General features: G+C 32.8%; 10 protein-coding genes. 9 read left to right on the forward strand and 1 reads right to left on the reverse strand.

The features are described 5' to 3' along the window. Positions 1 to 19: 19 nt before the first annotated feature. The 4 genes from BLW23_RS21415 to BLW23_RS21430 all read left to right on the forward strand — a co-directional run bounded on the left by BLW23_RS21415 (position 20) and on the right by BLW23_RS21430 (position 6,061). A complete protein-coding gene (locus BLW23_RS21415; RefSeq protein WP_093673790.1) occupies positions 20 to 1,822 on the forward strand; it encodes a right-handed parallel beta-helix repeat-containing protein in 1,803 nt (600 codons plus the stop codon). Positions 1,823 to 1,848: 26 nt separating this feature from the next. Next, the gene (locus BLW23_RS21420; protein ID WP_093673792.1) at positions 1,849 to 3,261 is read left to right on the forward strand and encodes a sulfatase; all 1,413 of its coding nucleotides are present in this window, start codon (positions 1,849 to 1,851) and stop codon (positions 3,259 to 3,261) included. 23 nt (positions 3,262 to 3,284) lie between these two features. Continuing rightward, the gene (locus tag BLW23_RS21425; protein WP_093673794.1) at positions 3,285 to 4,847 is read left to right on the forward strand and encodes a sulfatase family protein; all 1,563 of its coding nucleotides are present in this window, start codon (positions 3,285 to 3,287) and stop codon (positions 4,845 to 4,847) included. Between the two features lie 89 nt (positions 4,848 to 4,936). Continuing rightward, the gene (locus BLW23_RS21430; RefSeq protein ID WP_093673796.1) at positions 4,937 to 6,061 is read left to right on the forward strand and encodes a formylglycine-generating enzyme family protein; all 1,125 of its coding nucleotides are present in this window, start codon (positions 4,937 to 4,939) and stop codon (positions 6,059 to 6,061) included. A 171-nt stretch (positions 6,062 to 6,232) separates the two neighbouring features. Here BLW23_RS21430 and BLW23_RS21435 read toward each other — a convergent pair whose 3' ends face one another. Then, positions 6,233 to 8,365: a T9SS type A sorting domain-containing protein gene (locus BLW23_RS21435; protein ID WP_093673798.1), complete on the reverse strand. Its 2,133-nt coding sequence runs from the start codon at positions 8,363 to 8,365 to the stop codon at positions 6,233 to 6,235. A gap of 444 nt (positions 8,366 to 8,809) precedes the next feature. Here BLW23_RS21435 and BLW23_RS21440 point away from each other — a divergent pair, with 444 nt between their 5' ends. The 5 genes from BLW23_RS21440 to BLW23_RS21460 all read left to right on the forward strand — a co-directional run bounded on the left by BLW23_RS21440 (position 8,810) and on the right by BLW23_RS21460 (position 14,568). Then, positions 8,810 to 9,787, forward strand: a complete 978-nt coding sequence (locus BLW23_RS21440) for a multicopper oxidase domain-containing protein (RefSeq protein ID WP_093673800.1) — start codon at positions 8,810 to 8,812, stop codon at positions 9,785 to 9,787. Between the two features lie 9 nt (positions 9,788 to 9,796). Beyond that, complete coding sequence (locus BLW23_RS21445) at positions 9,797 to 10,228, forward strand: hypothetical protein (protein WP_093673802.1); 432 nt, start codon at positions 9,797 to 9,799, stop codon at positions 10,226 to 10,228. 84 nt (positions 10,229 to 10,312) lie between these two features. After that, complete coding sequence (locus BLW23_RS21450; protein WP_093673804.1) at positions 10,313 to 11,797, forward strand: tyrosinase family protein; 1,485 nt, start codon at positions 10,313 to 10,315, stop codon at positions 11,795 to 11,797. A 148-nt stretch (positions 11,798 to 11,945) separates the two neighbouring features. Continuing rightward, entirely contained in the window at positions 11,946 to 12,215 is a 270-nt protein-coding gene (gene rpsO, locus BLW23_RS21455) for a 30S ribosomal protein S15 (RefSeq protein ID WP_093673806.1), read from the forward strand. Between the two features lie 172 nt (positions 12,216 to 12,387). Next, positions 12,388 to 14,568: a polyribonucleotide nucleotidyltransferase gene (locus BLW23_RS21460; RefSeq protein ID WP_093673808.1), complete on the forward strand. Its 2,181-nt coding sequence runs from the start codon at positions 12,388 to 12,390 to the stop codon at positions 14,566 to 14,568. Positions 14,569 to 14,585: the final 17 nt, after the last annotated feature.

Below are 14,585 nucleotides of genomic sequence, written 5' to 3' on the forward strand. Positions count from 1 at the left end.
AACGAAATAAGTTAGTCTTATGAACTGGTTAAACAACATACTGTCATTAAAAACAGATAAAAACAATTCAAAACATTTGGTCATAATTATTTGGTTTCTTTGTACATCCACAATATTTGGACAATATCAATTTGAGGTTCCTACGAACCTAAGAACAAAAAGAAACCCTCCAATAACACAACTAGATACCCAAATAAATGTTCATGTTTCGGATTATGGCGCGATTCCAAATGATGGTAATGATGACACACCAGGAATACAAAAAGCTTTAGATTTTTGTAAAAAAACTGCGAATAATACTAAAGCTATAAAATTAATATTTGGTAAAGGTGTATATAACCTGCATACAAATGCTAACAAAACTCATTTAATAAACTTAAAAAAAGCGAATAATATATTAATAGAAGGAAACGATGCTAAAATTATTATTCATGATCCGCTTAAAGGCTTCTTTTCTCTATTCAATAGTAAAAACATTATCGTTAAAAACTTATATATCGATTATGATCCTCTTCCATTCACACAAGGAAGAATTGTGGGTGTACATTTAAAAAACAGAACATTCGATTTAAAAATTGATCATGGTTTTCCTAGTCTAAAACATAAAATGTTTCAGAAGGCTTCCAGAGTGTGGGGTATGCTCATGGATGAAAAAACCCCCGGCAAGTTAAAAGACGGAGCTCCCAACCTCTATCAATCAAAGCAATTTGAAGAGTTGTCCGGGGGGATTTTCAGAATTACAGTAAAGTCCCAAAAATTATTAAAACATATGGAAATAAATGACTCCTATGTTCATATAGCGAGAACAAATGGTAGAACCATTTTTAAAACTGATAGAAGCAAAGATGTCACTTATTTAAACATTACAAGTTATAGCAGTCCAGCAGGAACCTATAACGCAGGTAATATGAAAGAGTGGAGCATTATTGGATGCAAGGTGAAGCTTAAAAAAGGAAGAATTCACAGTGCAAATGCAGATTGTTTACACATCAAAGGAAGTTCAATCGGACCTTGGGTTGAAAATTGTCTTTTTGAAGGCTATAGCGACGATGCTGTCAATCTAAAATCTTCAAAAAGATATATTTTAAATCAAGTTTCGCCAACAGAAATCGTTTTAAATAAAAAAGTAAAAAAAGGTAGTATTCTTAGAATATACAATCCAAGAGAAGGTATCTTAATTGGAAAATTTAAAGTAATTCGCTCGCAAAAAATAGGTAAAGAAAAAGTCAAAATTACTCTAAACAATGCGTTGAAAGCGACCTTAGATGTGGGAGCTACAAAAAAACATGATATTGCCTATTTAGATTCTGAATCTAATGAATCATTTGTTATAAGAAATAATGTTTTTAAAAATGCTCGGAGATATGGTATTCTATTGCAAAGTTCAAATGGTGTTATTGAGAACAACATATTTGAAAACCTTAGTCAATCCGCTATAACTATAAATAATGGCGTAGACTGGGGAGAAGGTTTTGTAGCTCATAACATTACAATTCATAGCAATACCTTTTCCAATTGTGGATATGATTCAGTTTATCTCAGCAACCCTAATGCCGCGGCCATAACTTTACGAGTTGTAAAGCTAAAAAACCTAAAAGGAAAAGGAAAATGGTACGGTGTAACAACAACCGATTGGAAAGGGCTAAATAACATATCAATCACTAATAATTCATTCTCATATAATAAGCACGCACTCTCTATTGAATGTTCAATAAACACAGTTATTAAATCAAATACATTTAATAGAAACCCGAATGACCTCTCTGTAGAGAGTAATATTATTTATAAAAACAACAACTCAAATTTGGTATTCGAAAATTAACCTTTCATCAAAAACTAGAACTTATTATGCACACAAAAAAAATAATGAAAATCGCTACCATTTGTTATGTGTTTTTTCTGTTGTCTTTATTATTTACACTTGAAAGCTGTGGGCAAACAAAAAACATAGTCGATAAAAAGAAAACTCGACCTAACATTGTACTCTTTTTTGTTGATGATTTAGGTTGGTCTGATCTAGGGATGAGAAACCCTGTATTTGAAACTCCAAACATTGATAAACTAGCTAAATCTGGAGTCAGTTTTGAGCAGGCTTATATAGCCAGTCCAACTTGTAGCCCTAGCAGAGCAACATTACTAACAGGTAAACATCCTGCTCGATTAAAGTTAGTTCGTCATATTCCTCATGGTGAGAAAAAAGGATTTGATCGATTCGGACGAACAACAAAAGAATTTCATACTTTAAAAAGAGATCCAGCTCAGTTTCCATCTAGAAACTGGCTTCCTCTTGAAAACATCACATATGCGGAAGCTCTATCTAAACTAGGTTATTATAATTTATTTGTTGGTAAATGGCATGTAGGACATGAAAATTTTCATCCTGTTAAACAAGGCTTTAATAAACAAATAGGAACCTCAAATTTTGGGCATCCAAAAGCATACTACCCTCCTTATTTTAGACAGGAAAACGTTTATCCTGATACAAAAGGCACTTACTTAACAGACAAGCTTACCAACGAAACCATAAATTTTATTTCAAAATACGATAAACAACAACCTTTTATGGTATCGTTCTTTTATTACTCCGTTCATTCACCACATCAAGGACGTAAAGATTTAGTGAACCATTTTAAATCAAAAGGTTTAAAGGGCAAGTACGCTCATTATGCAGCTATGGTAAAAGCTACAGATGAATCAGTTGGTAGCATTGTAAAAGCGATTGAAGAAAAAGGAATAGAAAAAGAAACCATCTTCATTTTTCTTTCAGACCAAGGTGGTTATTTTGAAAACCTACCCTTTCGCGGAGGAAAAATATCAGAGACCTTATTTGAGGGGGGAGCCAGAGTTCCTTTTTTTCTGCACTGGCCCGGGGTTACAATTTCAAATAGCATCAATAATTCTTTAGTTCAATCAACCGACTTATTCCCTACTCTCATAGAAATTGCAGAGGGAAATACTTCAGATTATAAAAATATCGATGGAATCTCTTTACTGCCTATAATTAAAACTAATAATTATTTAGAGCGTGACCCAATTTACGGATATAGAGCCTATGAAGACCTATATGTTTCTGTTCGAGAAAAGGATTGGAAGCTACTAGCATATAGAAGCGGAAAAGTTCAACTCTTTAACATCACCAACGATATTAAAGAGCAGAATGATCTTTCTAAAGAAAAACCTGATGTTGTAAAACAACTCATTAAAAAATTAATCAAATGGGAAGCCAAAATGGGAGTTGCATCTTATTCAGGTGTACAATAACCATCATAAAAAAGCATAATCTTATGAAACCTTTCTTACTTATAATTAGTCTATTTTTTTTCAGCTCGTGCGGATTTACACAAGTAAAAAAAACAATAAAGAAACCGAACATTCTTTTTTGCATTGCAGATGATGCCACGTGGAAACACATGAGTGCATACGGTAACACTTGGTGTAGTACGCCTGCCTTCGATGAGATTGCCAAAAAGGGTTTATTGTTCGAAAATGCCTATACCCCTAATGGAAAATGTGGCCCTTCAAGATCAATCGTTCTTACGGGTAGAAATACTTGGCAACTTGAAGCTGCCGCGAATCACTTAGCTTACTTTCCAACAAAGTTTAAAACCTACCCTGAAGCCCTTTCTGAAAAAGAATATTTAGTAGGGTATACAGGAAAAGGATGGGCCCCAGGATCTTCTTTAAACAAAGATGGCAGTAAACGAGAACTTATTGTAAAACAATACAATAAAATTAAAAGAAAGGCTCCTACAACTGGAATCTCTAAAATTGACTATGCCGCCAACTTTAAGAAGTTTTTAGAACAAAAAAAAGACAATACTCCATTTTGCTTTTGGTATGGAGGAAAAGAGCCTCATAGAGATTATGAATATGGTTCAGGAGTGAGCATAGGAAATAAAAAATTATCGGAATTAGATAAAGTTTTTCCCTATTGGCCGCAATCTGATGTTGTTAAAAATGATGTTCTGGATTATGCCTTTGAATTAGAATATTTTGATAAACAATTAGGAGAGTTTCTAAAAGTACTGAAGGAATCTGGAGAACTTGAAAATACAATCATTGTCGTAACGTCCGATAATGGAATGCCATTTCCAAGAGTAAAAGGTTTAAGCTATGAACATTCAAATCATTTACCACTTGCTATAATGTGGCCTAAAGGAATTAAAAATCCAGGGAGAGTTATTAAGGATTATGTTAGTTTCATTGATTTTGCCGCTACCTTTATTGATTTGGCTGGATATAGTGCTAACGATTTAGGAATGCAACCAATTGAAGGTAAAAGCTTAACACGCTTTTTCAACTCTAATAAGAGTGATATTACTCCTTCTAAAAATAATTACGTACTACTCGGTCAAGAAAGACACGATGTAGGAAGACCCAACGATACTGGGTACCCCATTAGAGGGATTGTAAAAAACGGCTTTATGTATTTAATGAATTATAAAAACGATCGATGGCCAGCGGGGAACCCTGAAACTGGATACACTAACACAGATGGAAGCCCAACAAAAACAGAAATTTTAAATCTTAATAGAAGCGGTAAAAATCAAGAATATTGGAAACAAAATTTCGGAAAACACCCAAAGGAAGAACTATTTAAACTTGACGATGATGAAAATTGTTTAAACAATATTGCCTTGCTAGAACAATATCAAAAAATTAAAACAGAATTAAGGAGCTTACTGGAATCTGAATTGAAAAAACAAAACGACCCAAGGAGCTATGGAAAAGGAGATGTTTTTGACAATTATGTTCCAGATAGAAATGTGCATTTCTATGAGCGTTACATGCGCGGAGAAAAAGTTAGATCGGGTTGGATAAATGACTCTGACTTTGAAAAACAATAACTCCGAAATGCACATTTCAACTATTTATCGTTAAAACTTTAATAGGCTCCTTAATTTTTTAAATTTGGCTAGTATAAATTATATTTCTCATGGCTCGTAATAGATCTAATAAAAATTATCTCAAGTGTATTCATTTTAACATAGAAATTACACTTTTAATCCTTTCGATTTCAATTTTGCCAATAGGCTGCAAAAATGATAGGTCTTTACAAGCTAAAAAGACAGGAAACACTAATTACGAAAATATTAAAACTCCTAAGGGAATGGCTTGGGTTCCATCCAAATCATTTTTAATGGGAGCTAAAGATGATGACAACTATGCCATGAACAGAGAAAAGCCTGCTCATCGGGTTGTGATAGACGGTTTCTTTATTGATGAAACGGAAGTCACAAACAAGCAATTTGAAAGATTCATTAATACTACAAGCTATGTTACCGTTGCTGAGAGGGCTGTCGATTGGGAAGAAATGAAAAAAACGCTTCCACCAGGAACACCTAGACCCCATGATTCAATTTTACAACCAGGGAGTCTTGTTTTTAATAAAAATGTAAACCTAGTAGCTAATATGGGAAACTATGCTCAGTGGTGGACATGGAAAATCGGTGCTAATTGGAAACACCCTCAAGGTCCTGAAAGCTCTATTAAAGGAAAAGAAAACTATCCAGTAGTTCATATAGCCTACGAAGATGCTATTGCTTATTGTAAATGGGCTAATAGAAGACTGCCAACAGAAGCCGAATGGGAATCGGCTGCCCAAGGAAGTTTAGGCAATTCTGTTTTTACATGGGGTAATGATTTTGAAAAGCTAAATGGTAATGCAAATACTTGGCAAGGACAATTTCCTATCAAAAACGAAGCTAAAGATGGATTTGCTTTTATTGCTCCAATCAAATCCTTCCCTCCTAATAGCATAGGTATCTATGATATGTTAGGAAACGTTTGGGAAATTACAAGTGATTTATTCAATATAAACTATTATAATGAAATAGGTACTTCTGAGATTATATCGAATCCAAAAGGAGCGAATACATCATTTAATCCAAATAACCCTTATGAAAAAGAACATATTATAAAGGGAGGATCCTTTTTATGTCATGCCTCTTATTGTGCAAGTTTCCGAATTTCAGCAAGAATGGGATCAAGTTTTGATTCTGCTTCTGATCATAAAGGATTTAGAACAGTAGTCACACCGAAAATGTTAGAAAATAACTAAAGATAAATTCGAAAAACTCTTCATTATACTTTTGTTTTCAAATGAAAACCCCGAAAAAGATCAATTTAAAATCTTTATCGGGGTTTTCTATTTTCCTTATGTTTCAACCTACTAAAAAGGAGTCGCCATACATTACATGAATGCTTTTAAACTTACTTTCTGCTGAATAATCTATCTATTGATAATAATTTTCCGAGTAATTAACTGCTTTTGTTCCGAAATAATTAACTTTAGTATATACATTCCTTTAGGTAAATCACTAACATTATAACTTCGGTTACTTGTAACATTAAAACTCGATACCAAACGTCCTTGAATTGTATACAACTGCACAAATCCCAACTCACTAAAATGAATTAAGCCATTACTCGGGTTTGGATAAATTAGTGCACCTACTTTTTCTGCTTTTTTAGTCTTTGAAATCGATTTCGCTTCATTAATGCAATCAGGGGTTGGGCCCGCCGTTACACAGTTATCCTCTATAGTCACCCTCTTGGTATTCGTTGTTATGGTAACCAACTCCCGATTATCTTCTGAATCTTTAAACGAAACATTACCTGATACTTCACCTTTCCATATAGCATCTAATTCAATCACCGCGTCATTTACCCCCAATTTTAATCTTCTTTCAAATGAATTACCTTTAATGATTAAGTTCCTTGTGCTTGTTGCATATATTGCTTTCCTATTCCAATTATTAAATTGATTATTGAGAATATTTATTTTGTTAATCAGTATATTATTGGTGGGAACACCATTTCCTCTAACAAAAATACTTATGTCGGCATTATAGACTGACTCATCTAATGAAAGGTACCGCGAATTAAATGCGTTTCTTTGGAAAAAATTATCTGCTATTGTCACGTTATTACTTAAAAAACCTTCTTTAAAACTTCCCGTTGTTCCGTTTTCAATATTTAATGAAACCGCACTTCCTGAATTTAGTCGTACCACGTTATTGGTTATATTAACATCACCATGTCTTACTAAAACTCCATGTCTTCTGCTTTTTAAGAATTTATTACCCGAAATAGTTACATTCTTAAAACTATAGTTTTGCATCCAATATCTTCCTTCCAAATTATCAGAAAATTGGGTCGGAATCGATTCTGAAAATGTAAAAGTACGTTTCCCTCCTATCGTATCAATTGCCACAATTTTTGCTCTCTTAAGAATATTAGCTTCAATAGCATCATAAAAAGCAATATTATCATTAACCTTATAAGTATAATAAGCATGTAATGGCAGTGTGGCAACATTTCCTGAAATAGAATCAATTCTCGATTTCGTAGATTGTGATATATTAACAATATCATCTCCAATACTTTCGACATGAGAATTAGTAATACTTATCCTTCGGTTATTCTTTAAATGGAAACCATCTGCATTCGTAGCGTATATTCTTCCTGATTTTGGTTTCACTTTTACATTGTCAAAACTTAAATTATTACTTTCACTAACATTAAAAGTTCCTGTAGACGACGCATAAATTGTTATATTATCAAATACTACATTGTTAATTTTATCCAATCTAAACGTAGTTGTTCCATTAGTTCTAGCGTTCAATAAAAATAAATCTCCTTCAGAAATGCCTTCGATATGATCTTCTTGAGCAAAATCGATCTTATATGAATTTCCAGATACATTTGTAATACTTCTAGTAGGAACGGTAATTAGAGAGTTGTCTACTATTTTTCCCCTTAAATGAGCATACTTATCTCCAGAGTTTAAAAAGTAGCCATAATCGGAGCTCAAAGTTCCACTAGCGAAAATAGAATGATCAGGCTTAATTGTATTCGAGTCTGATAACCAATCCACCATTATTGAATTATTGGTTCTGTCAATACTCGTAATTTTAGAAATGGAATGTGGCATTTCAATAAAGTCAAAATTCAAGTTTGTAAAACAAACCTTATTAAATCGAGTCATCCGAAAAAAACCTTTATTCAGTTGGTGTGACATTAAAGTAGCCCCGTTACCGTTAAACTTGATATTAATAGTAGAATCGAAACCATTAAATCGAAACATCATTAAACTTGAGTCATCTGAGTTAAAACGGTAAATACCATTTTCTTCAAAATTAATGACAACCGTTTTATTTTCCCCAAAATTCTCTAAAGCATAATCAATAGCGTTAATTACGGCAGAATCATCGAAAACGATATCGTTAGGTGTCGCACCAAAATCATTGACATAAACTTGTAATGTATTCGGATCATCGAAAATTGAAAGATCCATTTGATTTTGAGCATGTAAAGTGAAAATAGAAAAAATGAATAGCAAATTAACTAGAAAATTTTTCATTTGTTAAGTTTTTAGTTATTAATTCGCCGAAGTCTCCCAGCCCTCAAAATACATATAAACATTTAATTAACAAAATATTACACGCTATTTTATTTATTAAAACATGTTCTTCTCCCATCCTCGATGCCCTTGCATAAAAACTGAGACAAAAGCATACATTTAAAGAAATTCTGAAATTCGTTTTCTTCTAATATCTAAACAACTTGAGCAGGAACGGACGATCAAAAACTTTGGATTTAATTTTATCAAGGAATATTAAAAAACTATGTAATCAACATACAAACAAACTCATACCCGTATTCTTTTGTTTTGTGATTAAAAACAGAACACTTATGGTATCCACTTAAAAATGAACAAAATAATACGATACTTTTATTTCCAATCAATTAAGAAAACGACTACCAAAAACAAATTCCCTGACTTTAACTAAAAAAGTAAAGCTAAATGTTAAATCTTATCAAATTTATTACCTCTCCATCTTTAAAAATATTGATTAATTTAACTACAACACTTCTATTATTATCTAGCAACTATTCGTTCTCCCAAGAAGAATTATTATTAATAGGAAGAACAACGGGGAAACTTTCAATTGCAAAAAATAAACAAGTTAGAGTTTTCGGGTTTAGTAAATCTCTTTCGGGGGAAATTACTTTACCCGGAGCAAAAATCGAAACAGAAAAAAATAAAAAAGTAAAAATCGATTTCTGGAATATTTCACAAGGAAATCCAGTATCCCTCTTCTGTAAAGATATCATATTCGAACAGTTTAATAAAAAAGGGAAAGTGATTCAAACCATACCAATTGACCACATGGAACACGGCTATTATTCGTTCACTCCAAACAAAGAAGGAACTTTTCTTTATTATAGTCCTGAAAATTATCCATTCAACCTACAAGCAGGTATGTTTGGAGTAATAATTGTAAAATCTGAAAACAATAAATCTTTAATAAAAGAAAACATCGTCGAAAAACTATTTTGTAGCCATGAAATTGATAAATATTGGCATGCGAATGAACTAATGGACGTTGATCATAGCCAACTAAACAATCCTATCACACCTCCTCCGTACAAACCCAAAACATTTTTAATCAACGGTAAAAAAATAAACTCATTAAAAGGGATACAGAGTTATGAAAAAAAGAAAAACCCAGTTTTACTAAGATTAGTCAACGCTGGATTGTGTAAACATGAAATACTGTTTCCTAATAATGTTAATATTCAATTTATTTCTGGTAAGGAAAAGGCATACAGAGAAGAGAAAAAACACAAAAAAATTGAACTATATACTGGCGATAGCATTGACCTTTTAGTTTCTTTAGAAGAAGTCTCTAAACGTCAAAAAATAATATATCAATTTATAAAAAACGATTCAGAAAAAACTATTTACAAAGCAAGCATACCTATTTTCATTCACCTCTAAAAAGCAAGTATGAATAAAACAATTACATCATTTATATTTACCTTATTGCTAACTGTTATAGCATCAGCTCAAAACAATCCGACCTTTAAAGTAGTAGGAAATGACATAAACAAAGAATCATTAGCTAAAGAAGATCGGTTAGAAATTTCTAAAATTAATGTAGAAAACACTTCAGATGAGCCCATTTTTTTAAAATGGGAAACAGTTTATAATTCTTTTCCAAAAAACTGGGATAGTTCTATGTGTCAACATGGTGCCTGTCAAATTGGGATTCCCAAAGGTTCCAGTTTCAAAAAATTGAATCCAGACCAACAAGGTTTCATTGCAATTCATGTGATGTCTCCTAAAAAAAAAGGTACCGGAATTGTAAAATTTAAAATCTATGATACTTCAAATCCAAGTTATTTTGAAATTCTAACTTTTGAAGTTGCATTCCTTTAAGATTTATACAACACCTCGGTTTACATAAAAACTAACTGTACTATATCAATTTTAAGATATCGTCTACTAATAATAATCAATCAAATGAAAAAAATTATCCTTTTATTTTTAACAATTTTGACCGTCGGTTTAAGCTATGGTCAAAACCAAAACGGAATTCAGTATGTCCGTAAAAATGCTTCTTCGCCAGAAGGTCAAGCAGATTTAGAAGCTATGAAAATTGCTCTTAAAAAAATGAGAGAAATGAAATGCGAAAATGGATTATCTTGGTATTACCAAGGAGCTATACACAACATTCCTGACACTATTAAAGGTGAAAATAAATTATGTCCAGAATATCAAACAAGTGAAAACAAATTATTTGCATGGGGAAATTGCACCCATGGTGCTTCCGAAGAAGATAAGAAAAAAGCTGCTTCCTTGCATTTTTTACTATGGCATAGAATGTATATCTGGTATTTTGAAAAAATAGTACGAGAACTATCCGGAAAAAAAGACTTCGCTCTCCCTTATTGGAACTATGGCCGAGACAATATCATGCCAAAAAAAATAAGGCAGAAAGGATCGTCCTTATTTGAATCTGCGAGATACACTATTTTAAATGAAGGAAAAGCTATACCTAAAGGAAAAGCAGATACGATACGTTTAAATATTCGAGAATTAAAAAACAACCCTTTCTTTGTAAGTGATGCTGGATTTAGCAAAATGATGGAAATTAACCCTCATGGCTTTATGCATGATCTAATCGGAGGAACATATGCAGAACCGAAACCAGAATTATTCTTTAACCAAATCTACCAAAAAGAAGAGGCTGGTTTAATGGCATTAGTTCCTTCAGCTGGTTTCGACCCCGTGTTTTGGTTACACCATAGTATGGTTGATCGTATTTGGGAGTCTTGGGATCGCCTACCTGGTAAACCTCGTCCCACATTAAAAGAGTTAGAGGCCTACCCTTGGGAATATAACTTTATTAAACCAAATGGAGAACAAATTACCTATACCGTAAAAGAAATGTATGATATTGTTTTCAATTTAGGATATACATACGATTCCTTTTTATATACTTCAGATACTCCTCCTCTATTAGCATCCAATAACCTATCTAAAGAACAAAAAATCCCTCTTCAAGACTCTAATGGTAAAATAGTATGGGAGCAAAAAGTTGGTAAAGTCATTAAAGGAGCGACCTTTTCTCACAAAGTAAGTAACAAATTTACAAGAAGAACGAACAAAATATTAAAAAGTGAATCTACCAAACCCTACCTTATTTTAAACTTAAATGTAGTAACTTATAAAGAACCAGATGATTATTATACTGTCTTTTTGCGTTATCCTAATAAAGAAGACGAATATGTTGGCTCAATGACCTTTTTTGGAGTAGCTCATGATCACGGTACTGGAGAGAACCATACTATTGGAGAAGCAGGAGTTAATTTAAAATTTTCTTATTTCATTACTGATGACTTAATAGATTCAGCTAAAAATTTTGAAATAATCATTAAAAAAAATGGAGCAGGCGATGCTAAAGTTACATTAGAAAAAATGAGTATTTCTAGAATCCGTCAATAATCTCAGTTCCAAAAAGAAGTGATATGATCAGATTCTACAAGTCTAATAATGTTATCTAAACCTCTAAGTTTTATTAAAAAATATTTGTACATTTGCAGCTTCAATGAAAAATCATTGAATACATAATAATCATTTAAATAATATTGGCATGTATTTAACAAAAGAAGTAAAACAAGAAATTTTTGCTAAACACGGTAAAGGAAACAATGATACTGGTACGGCAGAAGGTCAAGTTGCATTATTCACATTTAGAATAAACCATTTAACTGAGCACTTAAAGAAAAATCGTAAAGATTATAACACAGAGCGTTCGTTAGTAAAGATGGTTGGTAAGCGTAGAAGCTTATTAGACTATTTGAAGAAAAAAGATATCACTAGATATCGTGCGATTATCAAAGAATTAGGTATTAGAAAATAATCCTTTAAGAGGCAGGAATTCCCTGCCTCTTTTTTATTGCAACTATTTCAAATATTTTACCTACCTTTAAATCGAACTCTTTCTAAAAAAAAGTGTTCAAACTTCCATTGAAACAACAACATACAACAACACAACAACACAAACAACAAATTAAAATTTTAGAAAAGCATTTATGATTCCAAAAGTATTTAATCAAGTCATTGAACTTGGAGATGGAAGAACCATTACGTTAGAAACTGGAAAATTAGCAAAGCAAGCAGACGGTTCTGTTGTTGTTAGAATGGGAGATACTATGTTACTTGCTACAGTTGTGTCAGCAAGAACTTCGAAGCAAGGTATCGACTTTTTACCTTTAACAGTAGATTACAGAGAAAAATTTGCTGCTTCTGGTAGATACCCAGGAGGTTTTATGAAAAGAGAAGCAAGACCTAGTAATGAAGAAATTTTAACCATGAGATTGGTTGATAGAGTACTACGTCCTCTTTTCCCAAAAGATTATCATGCTGAAACTCAAGTTATGATTCAGTTAATGTCTCATGATGAAAATGTTATGCCTGATGCTCTTGCAGGTTTAGCTGCATCTGCAGCTATTCAATTATCAGACATTCCTTTTGAAACTGCAATTTCTGAAGCTCGTGTAGCGAGAATTAACGGAGAGTTTGTTATTAACCCAAGTTATGATCAGTTGAAAGAAGCTGATATGGATTTAATGATTGGGGCTTCTAAAGACTTCGTTGCTATGGTAGAAGGAGAAATGGATGAAGTTTCTGAAGAAGAAATGGCTGACGCTATCCGTTTTGCTCATGAAGCAATTAAAGTTCAATGTGATGCTCAAATAGCATTAGCAGAAGCTGTAGGAAAAAAAGAAACTCGTGAATACGACGAAGAAGAAAGTGATGTTGATCTTGAAGCAGTGATTAAAGAAGCTGCATATCAAAAGTGTTATGACATTGCTAAAAAAGGTACTTCTAAGCAGGAAAGAGGTTTAGCTTTTTCTGAAGTAAAGGAAGAAATTTTAGCGGGTTATTCTGAAGAAGAATTAGAAGAGAAAGGAGATTTAATTTCTAAGTATTTTAATAAAGCTCATAAAGAAGCCGTAAGAGAATTAACATTAAATGAAGGTTTACGTTTAGATGGTAGAGCAACTACTGACATTAGACCAATTTGGTGTGAGGTAGACTATTTACCAAAAACACATGGATCTTCTGTATTTACACGTGGAGAAACTCAAGCCTTAGCTACTGTTACTTTAGGAACATCTAGAGATGCTAACATGATTGATTCTCCAACGGTTCAAGATGAAGAACGTTTTTATTTACATTATAATTTCCCTCCTTTTTCAACGGGAGAAGCACGTCCTTTAAGAGGAACTTCTCGTCGTGAAGTTGGTCATGGAAATCTTGCACAACGTGCATTAAAAGGAATGGTTCCTGATGACTGTCCTTACACTGTTCGTGTAGTAGCAGAAGTATTAGAATCAAACGGTTCTTCTTCTATGGCTACTGTATGTTCGGGAACAATGGCGTTAATGGATGCTGGTGTTAAGTTAAAAAAACCAGTTTCAGGAATTGCAATGGGACTTATTTCAGATGGTGAACGTTATGCAGTTTTATCGGATATCTTAGGTGATGAGGATCACTTAGGAGACATGGACTTTAAAGTTACTGGAACTGCTGATGGTATTACTGCTTGTCAGATGGATATAAAAATTAAAGGATTGTCTTACGAGATTTTAGTTAAAGCTTTAAAACAAGCTCGTGATGGTCGTTTACATATTTTAGAGAAGTTAACTGATACTATTGCTCAACCAAATGAGGATGTTAAAGCTCATGCTCCAAAAATGGTTACAAAGAGAGTTGCTAATGAGTTCATTGGTGCTATCATAGGACCTGGAGGAAAACATATTCAAGAATTACAGAAAGTAACAGAAACTACTATCGTAATTAATGAAGATGAAGTTACTGAAGAAGGAATTGTTGAAATTTTAGGAACAAATCAACAAGGAATAGACAGTGTTTTAGAAAGAATTAAAGCTATTACTTTCAAACCTAACAAAGGAAGTGTTTATGAAGTAAAAGTTGTAAAAACTCTTGACTTTGGTGCTGTTGTTGAATATTTAGAAGCTCCAGGTAATGAAGTTTTATTACACATTTCTGAATTAGCATGGGAAAGAACTAATAATGTTACTGATGTAGTTAATCTTGGTGATGTTATTGATGTAAAATACTTCGGTGTTGACCCTAAAACTAGAAAAGAAAAAGTATCAAGAAAAGCTTTACTCCCAAGACCACCAAGACCGGAGAGAAAGCCAAGAGAAGATCAAGATAGAGAGAAAGAAGCAAAGAAAAGCTAAACACTCTTAATTCTATA

This window comes from Tenacibaculum sp. MAR_2009_124, from assembly GCF_900105455.1.
Taxonomy (GTDB): domain Bacteria; phylum Bacteroidota; class Bacteroidia; order Flavobacteriales; family Flavobacteriaceae; genus Polaribacter.

Bases quoted from the DNA above. Each gene is read 5' to 3' on its own strand.
- BLW23_RS21415 (WP_093673790.1), top strand. From the start codon at position 20: ATGAACTGGTTAAACAACATACTGTCATTAAAAACAGATAAAAACAAT.
- BLW23_RS21440 (WP_093673800.1), top strand. From the start codon at position 8,810: ATGTTAAATCTTATCAAATTTATTACCTCTCCATCTTTAAAAATATTG.
- BLW23_RS21435 (WP_093673798.1), bottom strand. From the start codon at position 8,365: ATGAAAAATTTTCTAGTTAATTTGCTATTCATTTTTTCTATTTTCACT.
- rpsO (WP_093673806.1), top strand. From the start codon at position 11,946: ATGTATTTAACAAAAGAAGTAAAACAAGAAATTTTTGCTAAACACGGT.
- BLW23_RS21460 (WP_093673808.1), top strand. From the start codon at position 12,388: ATGATTCCAAAAGTATTTAATCAAGTCATTGAACTTGGAGATGGAAGA.
- BLW23_RS21450 (WP_093673804.1), top strand. From the start codon at position 10,313: ATGAAAAAAATTATCCTTTTATTTTTAACAATTTTGACCGTCGGTTTA.
- BLW23_RS21425 (WP_093673794.1), top strand. From the start codon at position 3,285: ATGAAACCTTTCTTACTTATAATTAGTCTATTTTTTTTCAGCTCGTGC.
- BLW23_RS21420 (WP_093673792.1), top strand. From the start codon at position 1,849: ATGCACACAAAAAAAATAATGAAAATCGCTACCATTTGTTATGTGTTT.
- BLW23_RS21445 (WP_093673802.1), top strand. From the start codon at position 9,797: ATGAATAAAACAATTACATCATTTATATTTACCTTATTGCTAACTGTT.
- BLW23_RS21430 (WP_093673796.1), top strand. From the start codon at position 4,937: ATGGCTCGTAATAGATCTAATAAAAATTATCTCAAGTGTATTCATTTT.